General features: G+C 53.2%; 24 protein-coding genes and 1 tRNA gene. 24 read left to right on the forward strand and 1 reads right to left on the reverse strand.

The features are described from left to right. Position 1 precedes the first annotated feature (1 nt). From PHO67_04225 to PHO67_04235, 3 genes are read left to right on the forward strand one after another with little or no spacing between them, the layout of a single operon-like run. The gene (locus PHO67_04225) at positions 2–664 is read left to right on the forward strand and encodes a DNA alkylation repair protein (GenBank protein ID MDD5546350.1); all 663 of its coding nucleotides are present in this window, start codon (positions 2–4) and stop codon (positions 662–664) included. Further along, positions 661–1,128 (forward strand): nucleoside deaminase, encoded by a 468-nt coding sequence (locus PHO67_04230; protein ID MDD5546351.1) that lies wholly within the window; start codon positions 661–663, stop codon positions 1,126–1,128. Before PHO67_04225 ends, PHO67_04230 begins: the two co-directional genes overlap by 4 nt. Further along, positions 1,100–1,663 (forward strand): hypothetical protein, encoded by a 564-nt coding sequence (locus PHO67_04235; protein MDD5546352.1) that lies wholly within the window; start codon positions 1,100–1,102, stop codon positions 1,661–1,663. The genes PHO67_04230 and PHO67_04235 overlap by 29 nt, the downstream gene beginning before the upstream one ends. On the opposite strand, the gene PHO67_04240 is transcribed toward PHO67_04235, so the two are convergent. Next, entirely contained in the window at positions 1,605–3,053 is a 1,449-nt protein-coding gene (locus PHO67_04240) for a peptidyl-prolyl cis-trans isomerase (protein MDD5546353.1), read from the reverse strand. The two genes, PHO67_04235 and PHO67_04240, sit on opposite strands and share 59 nt — an antisense overlap. A gap of 151 nt (positions 3,054–3,204) precedes the next feature. Between PHO67_04240 and PHO67_04245 the strand changes: the two genes are divergently transcribed. The 21 genes from PHO67_04245 to bamA all read left to right on the forward strand — a co-directional run bounded on the left by PHO67_04245 (position 3,205) and on the right by bamA (position 20,480). Then, entirely contained in the window at positions 3,205–3,528 is a 324-nt protein-coding gene (locus PHO67_04245; protein MDD5546354.1) for a hypothetical protein, read from the forward strand. Positions 3,529–3,543: 15 nt separating this feature from the next. After that, on the forward strand, positions 3,544–4,146 hold the full coding sequence (locus PHO67_04250; protein ID MDD5546355.1) for a sigma-70 family RNA polymerase sigma factor: 603 nt from the start codon (positions 3,544–3,546) through the stop codon (positions 4,144–4,146). Next, positions 4,133–4,495 carry a hypothetical protein gene (locus PHO67_04255; GenBank protein MDD5546356.1) on the forward strand — a complete coding sequence of 121 codons (363 nt, stop codon included), beginning with the start codon at positions 4,133–4,135 and terminating at the stop codon, positions 4,493–4,495. Before PHO67_04250 ends, PHO67_04255 begins: the two co-directional genes overlap by 14 nt. Positions 4,496–4,520: 25 nt before the next feature. Further along, on the forward strand, positions 4,521–5,396 hold the full coding sequence (hisG, locus tag PHO67_04260; GenBank protein ID MDD5546357.1) for an ATP phosphoribosyltransferase: 876 nt from the start codon (positions 4,521–4,523) through the stop codon (positions 5,394–5,396). A 133-nt stretch (positions 5,397–5,529) separates the two neighbouring features. After that, entirely contained in the window at positions 5,530–7,062 is a 1,533-nt protein-coding gene (locus tag PHO67_04265; protein MDD5546358.1) for a tetratricopeptide repeat protein, read from the forward strand. Beyond that, positions 7,062–7,892, forward strand: a complete 831-nt coding sequence (locus PHO67_04270; GenBank protein MDD5546359.1) for a transketolase — start codon at positions 7,062–7,064, stop codon at positions 7,890–7,892. Before PHO67_04265 ends, PHO67_04270 begins: the two co-directional genes overlap by 1 nt. Then, on the forward strand, positions 7,893–8,834 hold the full coding sequence (locus tag PHO67_04275) for a transketolase family protein (protein ID MDD5546360.1): 942 nt from the start codon (positions 7,893–7,895) through the stop codon (positions 8,832–8,834). Then, on the forward strand, positions 8,834–9,703 hold the full coding sequence (gene ispE, locus PHO67_04280; GenBank protein MDD5546361.1) for a 4-(cytidine 5'-diphospho)-2-C-methyl-D-erythritol kinase: 870 nt from the start codon (positions 8,834–8,836) through the stop codon (positions 9,701–9,703). The genes PHO67_04275 and ispE overlap by 1 nt, the downstream gene beginning before the upstream one ends. 59 nt (positions 9,704–9,762) lie before the next feature. Continuing rightward, on the forward strand, positions 9,763–10,197 hold the full coding sequence (locus PHO67_04285; GenBank protein MDD5546362.1) for a septation protein SpoVG family protein: 435 nt from the start codon (positions 9,763–9,765) through the stop codon (positions 10,195–10,197). Between the two features lie 20 nt (positions 10,198–10,217). Beyond that, a tRNA-Gln gene (locus tag PHO67_04290) sits at positions 10,218–10,291 on the forward strand. 17 nt (positions 10,292–10,308) lie between these two features. Further along, the gene (gene clpX, locus PHO67_04295) at positions 10,309–11,565 is read left to right on the forward strand and encodes an ATP-dependent Clp protease ATP-binding subunit ClpX (protein MDD5546363.1); all 1,257 of its coding nucleotides are present in this window, start codon (positions 10,309–10,311) and stop codon (positions 11,563–11,565) included. A 16-nt stretch (positions 11,566–11,581) separates the two neighbouring features. Then, entirely contained in the window at positions 11,582–12,853 is a 1,272-nt protein-coding gene (locus PHO67_04300) for an NTP transferase domain-containing protein (GenBank protein MDD5546364.1), read from the forward strand. Continuing rightward, complete coding sequence (locus tag PHO67_04305) at positions 12,850–13,806, forward strand: ribose-phosphate pyrophosphokinase (GenBank protein ID MDD5546365.1); 957 nt, start codon at positions 12,850–12,852, stop codon at positions 13,804–13,806. Before PHO67_04300 ends, PHO67_04305 begins: the two co-directional genes overlap by 4 nt. Positions 13,807–13,823: 17 nt before the next feature. Beyond that, complete coding sequence (locus PHO67_04310; GenBank protein ID MDD5546366.1) at positions 13,824–14,525, forward strand: 50S ribosomal protein L25; 702 nt, start codon at positions 13,824–13,826, stop codon at positions 14,523–14,525. 11 nt (positions 14,526–14,536) lie between these two features. Next, entirely contained in the window at positions 14,537–15,145 is a 609-nt protein-coding gene (pth, locus tag PHO67_04315; GenBank protein ID MDD5546367.1) for an aminoacyl-tRNA hydrolase, read from the forward strand. Then, a complete protein-coding gene (gene rpsF / locus PHO67_04320) occupies positions 15,146–15,436 on the forward strand; it encodes a 30S ribosomal protein S6 (GenBank protein ID MDD5546368.1) in 291 nt (96 codons plus the stop codon). Positions 15,437–15,447: 11 nt separating this feature from the next. Beyond that, on the forward strand, positions 15,448–15,861 hold the full coding sequence (locus PHO67_04325; GenBank protein MDD5546369.1) for a single-stranded DNA-binding protein: 414 nt from the start codon (positions 15,448–15,450) through the stop codon (positions 15,859–15,861). A gap of 28 nt (positions 15,862–15,889) precedes the next feature. Then, entirely contained in the window at positions 15,890–16,120 is a 231-nt protein-coding gene (rpsR, locus tag PHO67_04330; protein MDD5546370.1) for a 30S ribosomal protein S18, read from the forward strand. A gap of 28 nt (positions 16,121–16,148) precedes the next feature. Beyond that, complete coding sequence (gene rplI, locus PHO67_04335; protein MDD5546371.1) at positions 16,149–16,598, forward strand: 50S ribosomal protein L9; 450 nt, start codon at positions 16,149–16,151, stop codon at positions 16,596–16,598. A gap of 1 nt (position 16,599) precedes the next feature. Next, the gene (gene dnaB / locus PHO67_04340) at positions 16,600–17,961 is read left to right on the forward strand and encodes a replicative DNA helicase (GenBank protein MDD5546372.1); all 1,362 of its coding nucleotides are present in this window, start codon (positions 16,600–16,602) and stop codon (positions 17,959–17,961) included. Positions 17,962–18,071: 110 nt separating this feature from the next. Beyond that, complete coding sequence (gene bamA / locus PHO67_04345) at positions 18,072–20,480, forward strand: outer membrane protein assembly factor BamA (protein ID MDD5546373.1); 2,409 nt, start codon at positions 18,072–18,074, stop codon at positions 20,478–20,480. Positions 20,481–20,493: the final 13 nt, after the last annotated feature.

The following is a 20,493-nucleotide window of genomic DNA, read 5'->3' on the forward strand; positions in this document are numbered from 1 at the left end:
CATGTCGCGTTACACTGCCGAAGAGATATTAAAAAAGCTCAGATCCCTTTCGAATCCCAAAAATATCGCGGGGATGGCCCGCTTCGGCATCAATTCCCGTAATACCCTCGGCGTGCCCATCCCCGCGCTAAGGAAGATAGCGAGGCAAGCAGGCAAAGACCATGCCCTCGCCCAAAAACTGTGGGCGGCAGGCATCCACGAAGCGCGCATCCTCGCCGGTATGGTAGCCGATCCAGATAGAATCACTCCCGAAGAGATGGATAAGTGGGCCAGGGATTTTGATTCGTGGGACGTTTGCGACCAGGTATGTTCGAACCTTTTTTCTTATACGCCGGTCGCCCACAAGAAGACCCTCGAATGGAGCGGGAAGAAAGAAGAATATTATAAGCGGTCGGGTTTCGCTCTGATGGCTTGCCTTGCGGTCCATGACAAGAAGGCGAAAGACGCGGCATTCATGGTTTATTTCCCCGTGATAAAGAGGGAATCTACAGACGAGCGCAATTACGTAAGGAAGGCCGTCAACTGGGCCCTGCGCCAGATCGGCAAGCGCAACCCGAAGCTCAGGAAAGCCGCGTTAAAAGCCGCAAAAGAAATATATAATATAGACTCAAAGGCCGCCCGATGGATCGCCACGGACGCAATAAGGGAGTTAAAGGATAAGTGAAAAAGAAATTCATGCTCCTGGCCATAAAAGAGGCCGAAAAGAACCTCAAGAGGATGGACGGCGGGCCGTTCGGCGCATGTATCGTAAAAGGCGACAGGGTGATCGCTGTAGCGAGAAACACTGTCCTGAAAAATGACGCGACATGCCACGCTGAGATTAACGCCATCCGCCTCGCCTCGCGCAAATTAAGGACTTTCGATCTTTCGGGATGCGTTATCTATTCGACGACAGAACCGTGCCCGATGTGTTTTTCCGCGATACACTGGGCCCGCATAGATAAGATAATCTACGGCACGTCAACAAAAGACGCCAAGAAGATCGGCTTCAACGAGCTCGAAATAACAGACAGCCGCCTCAGATCCCTCGGCAAAAGTAAAGTAAAGCTCGTCCCGGGCTTTATGAGAAAAGAATGCCTCGAACTCTTCAATAAATTCAATGGACTTCCAAATAAGAAATTATATTAAGATCTACCTCTGGGCAGTCGCGATATCCCTGGTAGCCTTCTTCGCCTATAACATCATCCAGGGCGTCTTCGGCGGCGAGCAGGCCCGGATAAAAAAATTCATAATGACAGGGAAATCCCGTATCGAGAAGAAGAACATCCTCGGCATCTCGGATATGGTCTCTTTCAACTACAAGGACAAATACGGCAATGACCGCCCGGCCATTGTCTACGGCGCGAAGAGTTTCGTCTCGTATTATAAGGATGTCTTCATAAATATTGAGAGTGTGGATATAAAACTGAACGCGGCGAAGACAGAGGCGGACGTGGAAGTGGTCGCCCTTATAATAGGTCGCACCGGCGGGGGGGCATCGGAAACGATAATGCAGGGGCTGGAAGGGGAGAAGGATAAGTTCAGGCTGAAGCTCATCAAAGAAGAAGACGGCTGGAAGCTCCTTGAATTGGAATTCCTCCAGCCGGTAAGCGTGATGGGCGAGACTATCGGCTGCGTCCCAGCGCCTTGTCGAGATTATCCTGGAGATCCGCTTTCTTCCTAAGCTCGCTGAACCAGGTTATCGAGGCGAAATATCTCTTCTGCTCCGCCATCATCTTCTTTAATTTATCTTTTTCTTCCTCGTATTTCTTCTCGTCTATAGGGACTATGGAATCCTGTTTCACGATCGCATATCCGTCATGGACCCTGACCGCGTCGCCGAATACCTCGCCCTGTTTTAAGGAGAACGCGGCTTCCGCGAACTCAGGCGCCACACCGAGCCCTTCTATATATTGTCCGCGCGCGAACGCGTCGGTTTTTTTGACGGATAACGACAGCCCTTTCGCGGCCGACTCGAACGACTCTTTCTTTTCGATGGAGGCCTTTATTGCCTTCAGTGCTTCCTGCGCCTTGGTTTTTGCCGTCGCATCAGCTTTTTCCGCCTTTAAGCTTTTTTCGACGGCGTCTTTTACCTCGGCGAGGGCGGCCTGGCGCTCCGGATTCTTTTCCTTTATCTTTATTATGTATACGCCGGTCTTTGTTTCGATGGGGCTGCTGACCTGGCCCGCGGCAAGAGAAAGCGCGGCGTCCGCGAATTTGAGGTCGTATCCTATAGCCGGGATATTAGTCTCCCTGTTAAAAAGGCCCGTCTCTTTTACCGCGAGCGAGAACTTCTTTGCGGCCGCCGCGAGGTCCGTGTTCGCGGCTAATTCGTAGGAGACATCCTTCATCTCTTTCCTGATCTTTTGTTTAGTCTCTTCCTTGTCGTCCGGGAACGGCTTGGCGATGTATTCCGCGTTCACCTGCGCGGGTATCTTAAAGGCCTCTTTGTTCTTTTCGAAATAGGCCTTTATCTCGCCTTCGGTCGCCGCGGCCTTCGGAAGGTTATCGGCGGTCTTGAACAACGCGTAATCGGCTTTCGCCTTTTCGTTCAGGAATTTATATTCCTTGAGGACTTCGTCGTCGGTGATCTTCGCGTCGCCGCTGTGTTTTTCGATCAACTTGTCTATCGTCAGGTTCTCTTTGACCTGTCCCTCGAACTCGGCAGGGGTGAGGCCGAGGCTGTATTTCAGTATCTCCTCGTATTGCCTCTTGCTGAACCTGCCGCTCTTGTCGTTGAAGGCGGTTACCCCCTTGACGGAATCGACGATCTCCTTATCGCTGACTTTTATACGCTCTTTTTTTGCCTCGTAGAGCATTATGAGCCTGTTCCATGCCTCGTCCTCGACCACCTTTTGTACTTTCGAATCGTCGGGCAGGTTGCCGTACCTCATTTTCAACTGGGTCGCCGCGGCGTTATAGGCCTTCCGGAAATCGCTTATGGGGACCTTCCTGCCGAATATCTTTCCGGCCGGCGGGTTGGTCTCATGGCTGCTAATCGCGTACATCCCGATGAAGGCGACTATTAAAAGATAAAGCGGTATTCTTGCGTTTTCCCTGATCTGTTTGAGCATTTTAGGTTCTCCTTGGAACCCCCATCGCGAGGGGGTATATAAAGTCAAAACATTATAACAGGAAAACCGGGGACAGGCAACCCCATTTATGGTAAAATAAAGTAAACTTTTTACGCTCATTATACGTCTAATAAAGTAAAAGGAGGATAAGATGAAGGTATCCCAGACAATTTTGGCGGCAGCGCTTGTCCTGATCATCGCGTCAAGCTCGGCCTTTACCGGTTATTATATCGGCAAGGGCCAAGCGAGAGAGCGGGGCTTCGAGAGGTTCCATAAGCTGAGGGAATACGGGGAAAGGCATCCCGAGCAGTTCAAAAAGATGTTGGACCATAGGCGCGGGCAGATACGCGAGAGGCTGGCGGAGCTGAAGAAGAAGGACCCGGAGAAGTACAAGGCGATGGTCCAGGGCCAGATAGAGAGGATGGAGTCTACCATCTCAGAGCTTAAGAAGGACCTGGCGGATACGGGCAAGTAGGGGTCGAACCGATAATTGGATCCTGAACTTCTGCTTATTGAACGGGCAAGAAATGGCGAGCGGGCTGCGTTCGACTCACTTGTAAATATCTACAAGGGGAAGGCGTTCGCCCTCGCTTACAATTTTACCGGGAACGCCGAGGATGCCAAGGACGTGCTGCAGGAGGCGTTCGTAAAGGCGTATTTGAATATCAGGAGATTCCGCGGCGGCTCGGCTTTCTATACCTGGTTTTACAGGATACTGGTGAACCAGTGCAGGGACGTCTTAAGGAAGAAGCAGTCTAGGATGAAGGTGCTTGTCGACATGCCTGAGCCTGCGGATGAGGACGATGCGGCGCCGGTAGAGGCGATCGAGGGCGGTCCGGACCCGGGAAAGGCGCTCCTCAACAAGGAGATACGGGAAAAAGTCGACGAGGCGATAAATAGGCTGCCGGAGAAGCAGAAGATAACATTTATATTAAGACATGTACACGGGATGAAATTGGGCGAGATCGCCGGCGTGATAAAATGCAGCGAGTCGACCGCGAAGGTCCATCTTTTTCGCGCGACAAAGAACCTGCAAAAGGCGTTATCGCCGTACATAAATACGGATGGGGGTGGCCAATATGGCGTCGTTTAAGGATATTATGGAGACGATGGCGAAGAAGAAAGTTCCCGAGCCTCAAAAAGAGTTTTGGCTGAAGTTCGACAGGGAATTGCGGGAAAGGCTGGATGCCATAGACAGCCGTAACTCCAGCCGCGGCTATGGGTTCGCCGAAAACCTGGGCGGGGCCTTCTCCGCGATATTCCAGCCCAAGCCGGTCCTTGTCGCGGCGACATTAGTCGTTGCGATCAACCTGATGGTCTTTTCCCTGTCATCCGGCGGATCGGGCCTTGTCTCGGTCGCGCTCCTCTCAAAGGATGACCTCGCCGGAGAGTTCGTGCTGACGGAAGAACTGGCTTCCGGCGAAAATATCGTTGACTTTTAGGCCCGTTAAATATAGAATATGAGGCATGTCAAAGCTAAAAATAGGTTTGCCTAAAGGTAGCCTGCAAGAGGCTACCTTTAAACTGTTTAAGAAGGCCGGGTTTTCCGTATCCGCCTCGGATAGATCGTATTTTCCTTCGACCGACGACCCGGAGCTTGCCCCTGTCCTGTTGAGGGCGCAGGAGATGTCGCGGTATGTCGAAGGGGGCATCCTCGATTGCGGCATTACCGGCAACGACTGGATACTCGAGAACAAGTCCGACGTCATCCGCGTCGAAGAGCTTACCTACGCCAAACAGAGCCTCAATCCCGTAAGGTGGGTCCTGGCCGTCCCGGAGAATTCCAATATACGCGGCGTAAAGGACCTCAGCGGCAAAAGGATAGCCACCGAACTCGTAAATTTCACAAAAGAATATCTTAAGAAGAAGAAAGTCGCCGCCGACGTCGAATTCTCCTGGGGCGCGACAGAGGCCAAGGTATATTCCGGCCTTGTCGACGCCATCGTCGAGCTTACCGAAACCGGCTCGTCGCTGCGCGCGCACAACCTCAAGATCGTCGAGACGCTATGCACATCGACGACCCAATTAATAGCGAACAAAAAATCCTGGAAGGACCCCTGGAAGAGGGCGAAAATAGAGAAGATCGCCATACTCCTCAAGGGCGCCATAGCCGCCGAGGAGAAGGTCGGTCTGAAGATGAACATCGCGAACAAGAACCTGAAGAAGATCCTCGGCATACTTCCGGCCATGCGCAGGCCCACGATCTCCCAACTGAGCGTTCCCGGATGGTGCGCAATCGAGACGATCATAGACGAGAAACAGGTGCGCGAGCTCATACCCAAATTGAAACAGGCCGGGGCGGAAGGCATAATCGAATACCCGCTCAATAAAGTCATATATTAAAAGGAGGCAGCACAAGATGCCGTGCGGTAAAAAGCGCAAAAGAAGGAAGATCAGGACGCACAAGAGGAAAAAGAGGCTCCGCAGGGACAGGCACAAGAAGAAGTAGTCTTTCTTGGGACCCGGCTTTCCACAGGTGAAAAAGTATATTCTCGTTGCCATAACAGGGGTGGCCCTTTTTGCCATAATAAAAGGGTCGCCTCTCTATTGCAGGTCTTCCGAGCGCCTCTCCGATTACGATACCCTTTTTTCCGAAGGCCAAAAATCGAAGAGCGCCGATACGAGGTCTTATGCCCGTTTTCTCATGGGCAACATGCTCGACAACGAATCAAAGTTCGAGCGGGCCATCGAGGAATACAAGAAGGCCCTGAAGCAGGACCCCAAGTCCTCGACCATAAATACGTGCATAGCGCTTGATTATATCCGGCTCAACAAGTCCGAGGATGCGGAGAAATACCTCAATATTGCGATCGAGAGCGACCCTTCGGACGTCAATGCCCGTTTTACCCTCGCCCTCCTCTACACGATAACGAAGAAATTCGACAAGGCCGCCCAGCAATATGAAGAGATAGTAAAAAAGGACCCGCACGACATCAAAGCCCTCGCCTCGCTCGCCGATCTTTACGTGGTCCAGAAAAAGATAGAGGAAGCCGCCAAGGTTTACGAGGACATCCTCAAGGAAGGCAAGGAGTCGGGGCTGATACATTTTACGCTGGGGATCTTTTACACGAAGTTAGGGAAATATGACGATGCGCTCAAACATTTCGACGCGGCCGTAAAGCTCAATCCCGATTATGCCGAAGCGCGCCTGAGCAGGGCGATAATCTGGGAACTTAAGGGCGATTACCCCAAGGCGATAGAGGACTACAAGAAGACCCTCGAGGCCGAGCCGCTGAACACGAAGATATATGCCTTGCTTGCGCACGCGTATTACCGCGCCGGAAAAATTGAGGACTCGATCGCGACCTATAAACTTATCATCGGCCTCGCGCCGGATAAGATAGACGGTTATCTTGAGCTCGCGTATGTCTATCTAGATGAAAAGAAGCCCGACGAGGCACTTAGCTTCCTTGATAAGGCGGCCGTTATAAAAAATGAGCCGCGCGTCAACCTGGCCTTTATAGTGAAAGGGATGGCCTATTCGCAGAAGAAGATGCCGGCGGAGGCCATAGCCGCCTATAAGCGGGCTATAGAACTCGCGCCGAAGGATGCCGAAGGATATTTTTATTTGGCCTCAGTCTACGAAAGCAGCGGGGATAAAGCGCTCGCCATAGAAGAATTAAAAAAGGCGATCGCGCTCAACCCCAGGCATGCCGACGCGCTTAACTTTTTGGGCTATATGTACGCCGAAGAGGGGACGAACCTCGATGAGGCGATAAGCCTCATCAAGCGCGCTATCGATATAAGCCCGAATAACGGCGCCTATATAGATAGCCTCGGTTGGGCATATTTCAAGAAGGGGATGACCGACGAGGCGATAGTCCAGCTCGAGAAGGCGATATCCATTTACGGGAAAGATTCGATACTCTATGACCACCTTGGGGACGCATATTACAAGAAAGGCCTGACGGCGAAGGCGGAGGACGCCTGGAAGAAGTCGTTGGAATTGAAAGTCGACCAGCCGTCGATCAAAGAGAAGCTCGAAAGATCGCAGAAAGCCCGGAGATAATGGCAAGACCAAGCCTCGACCAGTTAAAAGATACGGCTAAAGGGATAAGGAAGGACGTCCTGACGATGCTTTCGGAGGCGGGGTCCGGACATACGTCCGGCTCGCTCTCATGCATCGAGATCGTCGTAGCCCTTTATTATTATAAATTGCGTTATGACCCCAAGAATATCAAATGGCCGGAGAGAGACAGGTTCGTCCTTTCGAAGGGCCACACTTGCCCGACGCTCTACGCGGTGCTCGCGCGCAGGGGATTCTTCCCGTGCGAGGCCCTTATGACCCTGCGAAAGCGCGGTTCGATACTCCAGGGGCACGCGAGCCTCAGCACGCCGGGCTGCGAGGCCTCGACCGGCTCGCTCGGACAGGGGCTCTCCATCTCAGACGGGATGGCGCTATCCGCGCGCATGGACTTCAAGGATTACAGGGTATATTGCCTGTTGGGAGACGGCGAGCTTGACGAAGGTCAGGTATGGGAAGCCGCCATGACGGCCGCGCATTATAAGATCGACAACCTCTGCGCTATCATAGACCTCAACAAGCAGCAGATAGACGGTTGGACGAGCGACATCAAGAACCTCGAGCCGGTAAAGGACAAATGGCTCGCTTTCGGCTGGCACGTCATAGAGATAGACGGCCATGATTTCAAGCAGATAATGGACGCGCTCGATAAGGCCGAGATGATAAAAGGGAAACCCACGGTGATAATAGCGCATACGGTAAAGGGCAAGGGCGTCTCGTTCATCGAGAAGAACGCGCCCGGATACCACGGTACGGCGGTCAAGAAGGCCGACCTTGAAAAGGCGCTGAAAGAAATAGAAGATGGACTTAAATAAATGGCTGTAATTAAACCCACGCGCGACGGATTCGGCGAGGCGCTGGTCGAGCTCGGAAAGTCCAACAAGGACGTCGTAGTATTGTCCGCGGATCTTACCGCCTCGGTGCGCGCCAATTGGTTCAGGGATAAATATCCGGAGAGGTTCTTCGATTTCGGGGTAGCCGAGCAGGATATGATATCGACTGCCGCTGGTTTCGCGTTGAGCGGCAAGGTCCCGTTCGCGTGCACGTTCGGCGTCTTCGCTTCGGGCCGCGCCTGGGACCAGATACGGCTTTCGGTCTGCTACATGAACTTAAACGTCAAGATCGCGGGCAGCCACGGCGGGATATCTGTCGGCCCGGACGGCGCCTCGCACCAGGCCCTGGAAGAGATCACATTGATGCGCGTACTGCCGAATATGACGGTTATCGTACCGTGCGATTCGGAAGAGGCGCGCCTCGCGACACTCGCGGCCGCTTCGCATCCCGGGCCGGTATACTTAAGGCTGGGGCGCGAACCTTCCCCGGTAATAACCGATTATAAGGATACTTACAAGATAGGCAAGGCTTTGCGCATGGCCGACGGTTCCGATCTCACTATAATAGGGACCGGTATTATGGTGCATGAAGCGCTGAAGGCGAGGGACGACCTCAAGAAACAGGGAGTGTCGGCCCGAGTAGTAAATCTCCATACGGTAAAGCCGATAGATAAGGAAGAGATAATAAAGGCCGCGAAGGAGACAAGGGCTATCGTCACCGCCGAGGAGCACACGGTCGCAGGCGGGATGGGCAGCGCGGTCGCCGAAGTGCTCGCCGAAAATTACCCGGTCCCGATGCGCATAGTAGGGATGAAGGACCGTTTCGGCGAATCCGGAGAGGCCCTTGAGCTCATGAAGTATTTCGGCCTTACCGCCGAGGGCATCGTGAAAGCGGCGCTTGAACTCCTTAAAACCAAAAAGTAATGCCTGTAATCAACTTAAGACCTCCCGCAAAGATAAACCTGTGCCTTAAGGTCCTGCGCAAGCGGCCCGACGGATATCACGATATAGAGACCGTCTTCGAGCGCATAGACCTCTGCGATGAGCTTACCCTGAAGCCGATACCCGAAGATATTGTGGTAAAATGCGATGACCCACAAGTGCCTTGTGATAAGCGCAACCTGATCTACAAGGCCGCGCAGATGCTCAGGGAAAAATGCGGAGTGTTGGCCGGGGTGGAGATGACCTTAAAGAAGAATATCCCGGTCGCCGCCGGGTTAGGCGGCGCCAGCTCGGATTGCGCCTACGCTTTGCGCGGCCTGAACGAGCTTTGGAACTTAAAACTTAATAAAAGTCAATTATTTGAGATAAGCGGCGCCATAGGGGCTGATGTCGCCTTCTTTTTGCTCGATTCAGGGAGGGCGATAGGCCGCGGGAGAGGCGAAATCCTCGAACCGTGCGGGGCCGGGCAGGAAAAAGACGGTTTTTGGTATCTCCTTGTGAATCCCGGGTTTCCGGTGCTGGCAAAAGAAGCCTATGAGGCCCTAAATTTGGGCTTGACTTCGGCCCCTTCTGATAGTAGAATTAACCCTGTTCGCCTCAAAGAGATAAGATTTGAGGGCCTTAAGGATCTTTTATTTAATAGCTTGGAAGTCCCGGTTGAACGTAAGTTCAGCGCCATCTCCGAGATGAAATCTGCGATAAAAGAAGCGGGGCTCAGGTTTTCGATAATGAGCGGCAGCGGACCTACTGTGTATGGGGTGGCTTCCGGTAAAGAGGAAGCTCTGGAAGCTAAGAGTAGGCTCATACTTAGGAAGGGGTGGCAGGCTTTTGTCGCGCAGACTTTGTGGTAAGCCAGTCATTCCTCGATCCCGCCGGGCGGGACTTCATCTGAGGGGGAAAGGAGCGGCAGATGCAGATCACCGAGGTCAGGGTCTTCATGAAAGAGGGTCAGGACAGGAAGCTTAAGGCTTACGCCACGGTCACTTTCGACAATGCGTTTGTCGTCAGGAATATAAAGGTCATCGAGGGGCAGAAGGGCCTCTTCGTCGCGATGCCGTCGAGGAAGATGAAGGAACCCTGCCCTAAATGCAATTTTAAGAACGTAGTGCGCTCCAAATATTGCAACAACTGCGGTTCCGGCCTGGATTGCATCACCCGTCAGGCGGCGAAGAGCCCGGAGGACGAGGCGAAGGAACGCCAGGCGGAACACAAAGACATAGCCCATCCTATCACGCTCGAATTCAGGGAGCTTATCCAGAAGAAGGTCCTGGATGCCTTTGATGCCGAGAAGAAGAAGGGTCCTGTCCCAGCCAAAGGGGCGGAGTACGCAGAAGAAGAAGACTAACCGCTAGTTTTATTTTCTTCTGCCCGGTAGTGTAAGGGTAGCACACGAGAATTTGGATCTCGGCGTTGAGGTTCGAATCCTCACCGGGCAACCAATGCGAGGCGAATCGGAATGACAGAGAGATGCTCGTTTTGCGGGAAATCCCGCGAAAAGGTCAAAAAATTGTTCTCAGGGCAGGGCGCGTACATCTGCGAGAGTTGCGTCAAGCTTTGCGGACAGATCTTGTCCGGCGATGAGGAAGAGGAGCTTAAGCAGAAACGCGAATCCCGCGTCAAGGACCTTTTAAAACCCGCCGAGATAAAGCGCCAGCTCGACCAATACATCGTCGGGCAGGAGCGCGCCAAGAGGCAGCTTTCCGTTGCCGTTTATAACCATTACAAACGCATAGTCACGCAGGTCCAGAGCCGCGACGTCGAGTTTGAGAAGTCGAATGTCCTGCTTATCGGGCCGACAGGGTCCGGTAAGACGCTTTTGGCGAGGACGCTCGCGAAGGTGCTCGATGTGCCGTTCGCGCTCTGCGACGCCACGCCGCTGACCGAGGCCGGTTACGTGGGAGAGGACGTCGAGAACGTGCTTTTGCGCCTCCTCCAGGCGTGCAATTACGACGTAAAACGCGCGCAATACGGGATAGTATATATCGATGAGATAGATAAGATAGGGAAGACCCAGGAGAACGTCTCGGTCACGAGGGATGTCTCGGGCGAAGGCGTCCAGCAGGCGCTGTTAAAGATCCTGGAAGGGACGACCGCCAATGTCCCGCCCCAGGGCGGCAGGAAGCATCCGCAGCAGGAATACATACAGGTCGATACGACCAACATACTTTTTATTTGCGGAGGGACTTTCTCTACCATCGACAAGATAATAGAGCACAGGATAGGGAAGAAGACTATTGGCTTCAGCACATATCTCGACGAGCCGCAGGCCAGCAAGGCCAAGAAGCTGGGAGACCTCCTTTCCCGCGTCGAGCCCGAGGACCTGTTGAAGTTCGGGATGATCCCGGAATTCGTCGGGCGCCTTCCGGTCGTCGCGACGCTCAACCCGCTTGACGAAAAGGACCTCGTTGAAGTCCTCATCAAGCCGAAGAATTCGCTGGTAAAGCAATATACGAAATTTTTCGAGATGGAGAACGTGAAACTTACGATCCCCGAGGATTCGCTTGTAGCGATCGCGAAAGAGGCCATGCATAAAGGCACCGGAGCGCGCGGCCTGCGTTCGATACTCGAAGAGATAATGTTCGAAGTGATGTATGATATTCCGTCGCAGAACGAGATCGCGGAGTGCGTAATCACGCCCGAATGCGTCACGCGCAAGACCATGCCCATACTCATCTCGCGCGGCGAAGACAAAGACAAACGTAAAATAGCTTAAGGGATAAGAGCACAAATTGAGCGGCTTCGGTTGTGTGGTCCTTGCCGCCGGCAAGGGAACGCGTTTCTATTCCGATATACCGAAAGTCCTGCATGACCTGCACGGGAAACCCGTCCTTCAGCATGTCCTGGACGCGGCGTCGGCATGCGGGTTCGAAAAACCGGCCGTCGTGATAGGCCGCGGGGCCGGAGAGATCGGGCGTTTCCTTAAAGGTAAGGCCAGGCCCGTCGTCCAGGAGAGGCAGCTCGGCACGGCGGACGCGGTAAAGTCCGCGAAGAAAGAATTATCGCGGTTTGATGATGTCGCGGTCCTTTACGGCGATGTTCCTCTCGTAAAAAAAGAGACCTTACGGTCTTTGGTAAAGCAGCATAAGGCTTTCGCGTCTTCCTGTACGGTCCTGACCGTCGAGATGGAAGACCCGTCCGGATACGGCAGGATCATCCGCGGGATATCAGGCGGCGTGGAGGCTATAGTTGAGGATAAGGAGGCGACGGCGGAAGAGAAGCGGGTCCGCGAGATAAACGTCGGGCTCTATTGTTTCGACCGCAAAGACCTTTTTGAAGCCATTGACAAGGTGCAGAGATCGAAGGTCAAGAAGGAATTCTACCTGACCGACGTGATCGCTATCCTTTTGGAAGACGGCAAGAAAGTCGGCGCATTCAAGACCGGCGATCCCGATGAGTCCATCGGGATCAACTCGAGGGCTGATTTGGCTAAGGCATATTCGATATTGAACCAAAGGAAGATAAAGGAACTTACCGGCGGGTCGGTCACCGTATTGGACCCGACGACGACATTCATATCGCCGGAGGCGAAGATCGGCAGGGACACGGTAATATATCCCTTTACCTTTATCGAGAAGAATGTGGTCATAGGCAAGCGCTGCTCGATAGGGCCGTTCTGCAGGTTAAGGCCCGGCACGGCCATCGGTGACGGCGCCGAGATCGGGAATTTTGTCGAGATCGTCCGTTCGAAGATCGGCTCCAAGTCGAAGGCCAAGCACCTGACCTACCTCGGCGATACCGTCGTCGGCAAAGGCGCTAACGTGGGATGCGGCACGATAACGGCCAACTACGACGGGAAGAGGAAGAGCGGGACCGTGATAGGGGATAAGGCTTTTATCGGGAGCGGCACGATACTGGTCGCCCCGGTCAAGATCGGGAACGGCGCCGCAACAGGCGCGGGAAGCGTTGTCTTAAAAAATAAAAACATCCCGGCCGGAGCTGTCGTCGTGGGAGTGCCGGCGAGGATATTGGATAAATCCAAAAAGGCAAAGGGCAAAAGATGAAGAACAATAAGGAGATACTGGTATTTTCCGGCAACGCGAATCGCGACCTGGCGAAGAAGATCTGTAATTACCTTAAAGTCCAGTTAGGCAATGCCCAGGTCGACAGGTTCAACGACGGCGAGGTAAGGATAAGGATCGCCGAGGACGTGAGGGGCCGGGACGTCTTTATCGTTCAGCCGACCTGCAATCCGGTAAACGATAATCTAATGGAATTGTTGATAATGACAGATGCCATAAGGCGCTCATCGGCGCGGCGCATCACCGCGGTCATGCCTTATTACGGGTACAGCAGGCAGGACAGGAAAGACCGGCCGCGCGTCCCGATCACGGCGAAGCTGGTCGCCAACCTCATAACCGTCGCCGGCGCGAACCGTGTCCTTACGATGGACCTGCACGCGGGCCAGATACAGGGATTTTTCGACATACCGCTCGATAACCTCTTCGCGGTAAACACTTTCATGAAATATTTCGAGAAGATGCACCTTCCCAACCTCGTCGTCGTCTCGCCGGACGTCGGCGGGATGAAGATGGCGCGCGCTTACGCTAAAAAATTCAAGGCAGGACTGGCCGTCGTGGATAAAAGGCGGATAAACGACAAGGAAGCCGAGGTAATGAACATAATGGGCGAGGTCAAGGGCAAGAACGTTTGCCTTATCGATGACCTTGTCGCTACGGCAGGGACCCTCGTCGAGGCGGTCGCTGCGCTCAAGAACGCGGGGGCAAGGAAGGTCTTTGCCGCGGCCACGCACGCCGTTTTATCAGGGCCGGCCATAGAGAGGATAGAAAATTCCGAACTGGAGGAATTGATAGTGACCGACACGATACCCATACCCAGGGAGAAGATGATCCCGCGAATAAAAGTGTTATCGGTCGGGCCGCTTTTGGGACAGGCGATAGAGAGGATACACTACGAGAAATCGATAAGCACGCTATTCGATAAAGTGTACCAATAAAAGGAGAAAGAAGTTAAATGGAACAGGTAAAACTGGAAGCTAAAGCAAGGAAGGAACTCGGTAAAGAAGTAGTAAAGCGCGAACGCGTAAAGGGGATAATCCCCGCCGTCGTCTACAGGAAGGGCGAGAAATCCATGCCGCTTTTCCTCGACAGGAAAGCGATGGATAAGGCGCTCCATACCTCGGCTGGAGAGAACGCCCTCATCAACCTCAAGATCGAGGGCGATGAGAAGGCGAAAGCCAAGACCTGCATCATAAAAGAGATCCAGCATGACCCGCTGAGCGGCCACATATTGCACGTCGATTTCAACGAGATCTCGCTTACCGAGGAGATCAAGGTGAACGTGCCTCTCGCCTCGAAGGGCGAGGCCGCCGGCGTCAAGCAGGACGGAGGCGTGCTCGAGCATCTCCTCTGGGAGATCCAGGTCGAGTGTTTGCCTACCGATATCCCGCAGAAACTTGAGGTCGATGTCAGCAACATGAAGATAGGCGATGCGCTTTTTATCAAGGATATAGTCGCGCCTAAGGGCGTCAAGATACTCAATGACCCCGAGGTCAGGATCTTCGCGGTTGAGAAACCGGTAGAGATCGTGCCTGAGGAAGTCGCTGCCGCTGCAGAAACCGCCCCGGCCGAACCCGAAGTCCTGAAGCAGAAGAAACCCGAAGAGATAGCTGCGGAAGAAGCAGCGAAGGCTAAGGAGAAAGAGAAGAAGGAATAACGGTCAACGAGATGAAAGTGATCATCGGCCTAGGGAATCCCGGGAAGAGATACGAAAAGACCCGGCACAACGTGGGTTTCATGGTCGCGTCCACGCTGGCCGGCAGCCACGGCATAAGGTTAAATACGAAGGCGTTCAATTCGCTCATTGGAAGAGGCAGGATGTTAGGGGAGGAAGTGACCATAGCGCTTCCCCAGACCTATATGAACAGGTCCGGAGAGGCTGTCAGGGCGATACTCTCGCGCAGGAAGACCGAACTTTGCGACCTGCTCGTTATCTGCGATGACGTCAACCTCTCTCTCGGGATCACGCGCATAAGGGCCGACGGCTCTGCCGGAGGCCACAACGGCCTCGCTTCAATAATAGAGCACCTCGGAAGCGGCGATTTCGCGAGGCTTAAGGTCGGCATAGGCAAGCCCCGCTCTTGCATGCAAGAGCGGAACACGGATACAGAAAGCTCCGGCCTGAGCGGATATGTCCTCTCGACTTTCAAGAAGTCCGAAGAAGCGATCCTAGGCGAAGCAATGGAAACTTCCGTCGATTGTTGCGAAACATGGCTCAAGGGCGGCGTAGAACGCGCCGCGACTCGGTTCAATCTGAAGAATAGAAAGGAAGGGTAGATGAAGAAATACGAAGGGCTTTTCATACTCAAACCTAACTTAAGCGACGAAGAATACGGGAAGCTGACCGCCGCAGTCGTAGAGGTCATCACCAAGAACGGCGGGAAGGTCGATGCTAAAGAGGAATTAGGGATCAGAGACCTCGCCTATCCCATAAAGAAAGAGAAGAAGGGCCGCTACCTTTTGGCGTATTTTACCGCCGAGCCGCAGTCGATTGTGGCGATGGAGAGGGTCTATAAGATAAACGAATCTGTCCTCAGGGCCGTCATCTTCATCCACGAGGCCCAATAAGAGAGGTATCTATGGCCAACCTTAACAAGGTATTTCTGATCGGTAATCTGACGCGGGATCCCGAACTGAGGTATATCCCGAGCGGGAGCGCGGTCACGACATTCACCGTCGCGGTCAACCGCGTCTATACGCAGCAGGGAGAGAAGAAGGAAGAGGTCTCTTTTATTAAAGTGGTCGTCTGGGCCAAGATGGCGGAGACGTGCGGCGAGTATCTTTCTAAAGGCAGCCCGGTCTTCGTCGAGGGAAGGATCCAGAGCCGCAGCTGGGAAACGCCCCAGGGCGAAAAACGCTCCGCGGTTGAGGTCATCGCCGAACGGGTGCAATTCCTGGGACGGGCCAAAGGAACCAAACAGGAGGGCGGCCCGGAGGCCGAGCCTGCCGATACGCAAACCAACGCGCCATCCGGAGAAGATGCGCCGTTTTAACCGACAGTAAGGAGAGAACAGGCAGAAGATGGAAAGAAGAGAGAAGAGGGTATACAGGAAGAAGGTCTGCAAATTCTGCGGGGAGAAGGTAAAAGCGATAGATTACAAAGACACGATGAGGATCGCGAAATTTGTGACGGAAAGGGGCAAGATCATACCGTCGCGGATATCCGGAAATTGCGCGAAACACCAGCGCATGCTCGCGAAGGCCATAAAGAAGGCCCGCCTCGCCGCGTTCATACCTTATACCTCGGTCTAAGTTTTCCAAAATATAGAGAGGGCGTTCAATGGCGACAAAATTGATATTGTTGAAGGATGTCGATAACCTCGGGAAATCCGGCGATATAATATCCGCGAGCGAAGGCTACGCCAGGAACTTCCTTTTACCGCGCGGCCTGGCCCTGGCGGCTACCGAGCAGAATATAAAGACTGCCGAAGCCAACAAGAAACAGAAGGCCGAGGCGATGGAGAAGGAGAGGCAGGAAGCGGCCAGGCTCGCCGATGCCATCTCAAAAGTCTCCTGCACCATAGCCGTAGAGGCGGGAAAGGACGACAAGTTGTTCGGTTCGGTCACGAACATCGACATACAGAAAGCGCTGGAGGCCGAGGGCATAACTGTCGACAAGAAGAGGATAGAGATCAAAGACCATATAACCCAGATAGGGATATTCCAGATCCCGATAAAACTGCACCAGGATATCACCGCTAACCTGAAACTATGGGTGGTCAAGAAATAACATGGCCCAGGTCAAAGAAGGCAAGGATATATCCCTAGAGAAACTCCCGCCGCAGGACCTCGATGCCGAGATGGCTGTCCTATGCTCTATGATGATAGAGGAAGAGGCGATATCGCATGCCGTCGAGCTGCTGAAAGAAGACGTTTTTTACAAACTGGCTCACAGGATAATATTCAACGCCATCGTAGGGCTTTACAGCAACAATAAGGCCGTCGACCTCATAACGCTAGTCGACGAACTGAAGAAGAAGGGCGAGCTCGAAGAGGCCGGCGGCATAAGCTACCTCACTTCCCTTACTACTTTCGTTCCGACCGCCGCCAACATCAGCCATTACGCGAAGATAGTAAAAGACAAGAGCATGCTCCGCAGCCTGATCACGAGCGCCACCACCATACTTTCGGCAGCATACGACGCCCAGGACGAGGCGAAAGAGATACTCGACAAGGCCGAGCGGATGATATTCGAGATAACCTCCAGGAAGGTCGAAGGGGGGTTCGTCTCGCTCAAAGAGATAATAAAAGATTCCATAGAGACCATAGATTCGCTCTACCAGAGGAAGACGAACGTGACCGGCCTGGCGACCGGGTTCGACGATTTCGACAAGATGACCTCCGGCTTGCATGAAGGCGAACTTGTAGTGGTCGCAGGAAGGCCGTCGATGGGCAAGAGCGCCCTGGCCTGCTGCATCGCCGAACACGTAGGCATAGTGCTAAAACAGGGAGTGGCTGTCTTCAGCCTGGAAATGTCAAAGGAACAGCTCGCACAGAGGATGCTTTGCTCTCACGCGAGGGTCGACGCCAGCAAGGTGAGGACCGGCTTCCTTTCCCAGACCGACTGGCCGCGCCTCGTAAACGCGGCAGGAAAATTCTCGGAAGCGCCCATATTTATAGACGATTCCTCGGCGCTTTCGGTCCTGGAGCTGAGAGGGAAGGCCAGAAGGCTTAAATCTATGCATGACATCAAGCTTATAATAGTAGACTACCTGCAGCTGCTCGAGAGCCCGTCGTTCCGGTCCGAGGGCAGGCAGCAGGAGATATCCGACATATCTCGTTCGCTGAAAGCTTTGTCCAAGGAGTTGGGTGTCCCGCTTATCGCGGTAAGCCAGCTTTCGAGGAAGCCGGAAGGAAGGGATGATAAGCGCCCGCAGCTGGCGGACTTGCGCGAATCCGGCGCTATCGAGCAGGACGCGGACCTGGTGCTTTTGTTGTTCCGCGAGGAATTTTATAACCCCACCGAAGAGAACAGGGGCATCGCGGAAGTGATGATAGCCAAGCAGCGCAACGGCCCGACCGGCCCGACGAAACTCGCGTTCCTGAAAGAATTTACGAGATTTGAGAACCTGTCAGTAAGGCAGGATATCTAATCCTAAAAGACGGACCTTCCTTTGTCATTATGGGAGGGGTCCACAATTAGCTTTACATTGTTTTTAGTGTATGTTAAATTAAACATTTAATGAGGATTCCTTATATACCTATGAAGATCTTTCCCGGGGTTATTTTCCTATCGGCCCTTTTGATCCTAAGCCTTAAACCGGTTTTTTCCGAGGAGATGGTTGCGCCCGAGCAACAGGCGCCAGCCGCAGCCGCAGAGGCGCTGGTGGGATCCGTCCCGGAATCGCCTGAAAATCCCTCCCTTGAGAATCCCGTCCCGGTCCTGGCCGCGCAGGAAAAGACGGTCGGGGGCGTATATATCACGGGAAATAAGGCGGTCTCTTCGTCCTTGATACTTTCTAAGGTAAAGAGCAAACAGGGCGAGGCGTATAAGAAGGCCACGGTCGATGAAGATATAAAGCGCATCTACGGCCTCGGATATTTCTCCGATGTGAAGGCCGAGGTGAAGGAATTTGAAAACAGCCTTGATATCACCTTTACGGTGACCGAGAAACCGCCGATAGGCCAGATAATTTTCGCCGGCAACAAGACATTCAGGGATGAAAGGCTCAAGAAAGAGCTCAAGATAAAACAGGACGAGATCCTTGACGAGCGTCAGCTCAAAGAGAGCACGAAGGTCATCAGGGAGATGTATTATAAGAAGGGGTTTACCCACGCCAAGGTGGATTACGCGATAAGGCTTGATCCTGTGACCAATAAGGCGGTCGTCACGATCCTGATAGACGAGGAGAAAAGGGTAAAGATAAACAGGATAACATTCGAGGGTAATAAGGCGTTCAAGTCAGACCAGCTCACCAGGCTTATGTCCACGAAGACGGCGTGGTGGTTCTTCAGGTCCGGCACTTTTAACGAGGATGCTTTCGAGAGCGATCTCGAAAAGATAAAAGCGTTTTATGAAAACAACGGTTACCTTGACATCAAGCTGGAACCCGACCTCAAGTACAGCGAACAGGGCGGATCCCTCTGGATCAACATAAAGGTCGATGAGGGCAAGAAATATCTCGTCAATACGCTGACGATAACCGGCCAAGCCGTCATCGCGGAGAAAGACCTGAGGAAGCCCCTTAAGATGACGGCGGGAAAGGCCTTCAGCCAGGAGGCGATGCGCAACGACGCCGACGCGATGCAGGGCCTTTACTTTGAGAAAGGGTATATATACGCTACCATAAAGCCGGAGAGTTCGCTTAATCCCGAGACTAACAATATTGACGTCAAGTACGTCATCATAGAGAACGAGCTTACATTTGTCGGCAGGATAGAGATCAAAGGTAATGTCCGTACGAAGGACAAGGTCATCAGGAGGGAGCTAAGGCTGCGTCCCGGACAGGCTTTTGACGGGAAGAAGCTCCAGCGTTCCAAGGAGAGGCTTTACAATCTCGGTTATTTTGAGGATATAACTTTCGATACAGAGAAGAGCGCTGAGCCGAACAAGGCGAACCTCATCGTGGATGTCAAGGAGACTAAGACAGGAGAGTTCTCGTTCGGCGGCGGTTTCTCGACCGTAGATAAATTGGTCGGCTTCATCCAGGTTACGCAGCGTAATTTCGACCTGTTTAATTTCCCGACCTTTACCGGCGGCGGGCAGCAACTCGCCGTTAGGGCGGAGATAGGTACCGTAAGAAGGGATTACCAGTTGAGTTTTACCGAACCCTGGGTATTCGATTATCCGTATCTTTTCGGGTTCGACCTATACCAAAACACCCACTTAAAGGCGGCGGACATAGGTTATGGTTATAGCGAGCAGAGGCAAGGAGGGGACTTAAGGCTGGGCAAAGAATTCGACGATAACGACAGGGCCGATATGATGTACAGGCTGGAGAGCGTAAAGATCTCGGATGTCGACTCAACCGCGTTGGCCGACCTCCAGAAGGAACAGGGTACCAACGTCATCTCGAGCCTGACCCTGGGATTGACGAGAGACCTGAGGGATTCGACGTTATCTCCGACCAAAGGATATGTTTTGTTCGGTTCGGTCCAGGGCGCCGGCGGACCTATCGGCGGCGACAAGAATTTTGTGAAATACTACGGTTCGTCGAGTTTTTATTTTTCGTTCATCGAAAGACAGGTTTTGCAATTGACCGCGAGAGCGGGCGCAGTAGGCGCGTTCGGGAACACCGACAGTGTCCCCATCTATGAAAGGTTTTTCATCGGAGGCGCCGATACTGTCCGCGGCTACAAAGAAAGAAGCATAGGTCCAAAAGACCCGGTCACGAACAGCCCGTTAGGAGGCAACGCCATGCTTGTCGGGAACGCCGAATATGTCTTTCCCATAGTGGAGTTTCTCAAGGGCGCGGTCTTCATGGATGCAGGCAACGTCTGGCAGAGGGAAGGCGATTTCGGCAAGGGCGGCGTTATGTATTCTGCCGGCACCGGTATCAGGGTAAAAACGCCGGTCGGGCCTGTAAAGCTGGATTATGGTTATCCGCTTAAAACCGACCCGGGCGAGAAGAAGGTTGGAAGGTTCCACTTTAGCCTGAGCAGGGCTTTTTAACACGGAAGGAGAA

This window comes from Candidatus Omnitrophota bacterium, from assembly GCA_028716565.1.
In the GTDB taxonomy this organism is placed as follows: Bacteria; Omnitrophota; Gorgyraeia; order Pluralincolimonadales; family Pluralincolimonadaceae; genus Pluralincolimonas.

Coding starts and splice junctions, on each gene's coding strand:
- PHO67_04225 (MDD5546350.1), top strand. CDS start 2: ATGTCGCGTTACACTGCCGAAGAGATATTAAAAAAGCTCAGATCCCTT.
- PHO67_04235 (MDD5546352.1), top strand. CDS start 1,100: ATGGACTTCCAAATAAGAAATTATATTAAGATCTACCTCTGGGCAGTC.
- PHO67_04240 (MDD5546353.1), bottom strand. CDS start 3,053: ATGCTCAAACAGATCAGGGAAAACGCAAGAATACCGCTTTATCTTTTA.
- PHO67_04245 (MDD5546354.1), top strand. CDS start 3,205: ATGAAGGTATCCCAGACAATTTTGGCGGCAGCGCTTGTCCTGATCATC.
- PHO67_04255 (MDD5546356.1), top strand. CDS start 4,133: ATGGCGTCGTTTAAGGATATTATGGAGACGATGGCGAAGAAGAAAGTT.
- hisG (MDD5546357.1), top strand. CDS start 4,521: ATGTCAAAGCTAAAAATAGGTTTGCCTAAAGGTAGCCTGCAAGAGGCT.
- PHO67_04270 (MDD5546359.1), top strand. CDS start 7,062: ATGGCAAGACCAAGCCTCGACCAGTTAAAAGATACGGCTAAAGGGATA.
- PHO67_04275 (MDD5546360.1), top strand. CDS start 7,893: ATGGCTGTAATTAAACCCACGCGCGACGGATTCGGCGAGGCGCTGGTC.
- ispE (MDD5546361.1), top strand. CDS start 8,834: ATGCCTGTAATCAACTTAAGACCTCCCGCAAAGATAAACCTGTGCCTT.
- PHO67_04285 (MDD5546362.1), top strand. CDS start 9,763: ATGCAGATCACCGAGGTCAGGGTCTTCATGAAAGAGGGTCAGGACAGG.
- clpX (MDD5546363.1), top strand. CDS start 10,309: ATGACAGAGAGATGCTCGTTTTGCGGGAAATCCCGCGAAAAGGTCAAA.
- PHO67_04305 (MDD5546365.1), top strand. CDS start 12,850: ATGAAGAACAATAAGGAGATACTGGTATTTTCCGGCAACGCGAATCGC.
- PHO67_04310 (MDD5546366.1), top strand. CDS start 13,824: ATGGAACAGGTAAAACTGGAAGCTAAAGCAAGGAAGGAACTCGGTAAA.
- pth (MDD5546367.1), top strand. CDS start 14,537: ATGAAAGTGATCATCGGCCTAGGGAATCCCGGGAAGAGATACGAAAAG.
- rpsF (MDD5546368.1), top strand. CDS start 15,146: ATGAAGAAATACGAAGGGCTTTTCATACTCAAACCTAACTTAAGCGAC.
- PHO67_04325 (MDD5546369.1), top strand. CDS start 15,448: ATGGCCAACCTTAACAAGGTATTTCTGATCGGTAATCTGACGCGGGAT.
- rpsR (MDD5546370.1), top strand. CDS start 15,890: ATGGAAAGAAGAGAGAAGAGGGTATACAGGAAGAAGGTCTGCAAATTC.
- rplI (MDD5546371.1), top strand. CDS start 16,149: ATGGCGACAAAATTGATATTGTTGAAGGATGTCGATAACCTCGGGAAA.
- dnaB (MDD5546372.1), top strand. CDS start 16,600: ATGGCCCAGGTCAAAGAAGGCAAGGATATATCCCTAGAGAAACTCCCG.
- bamA (MDD5546373.1), top strand. CDS start 18,072: ATGAAGATCTTTCCCGGGGTTATTTTCCTATCGGCCCTTTTGATCCTA.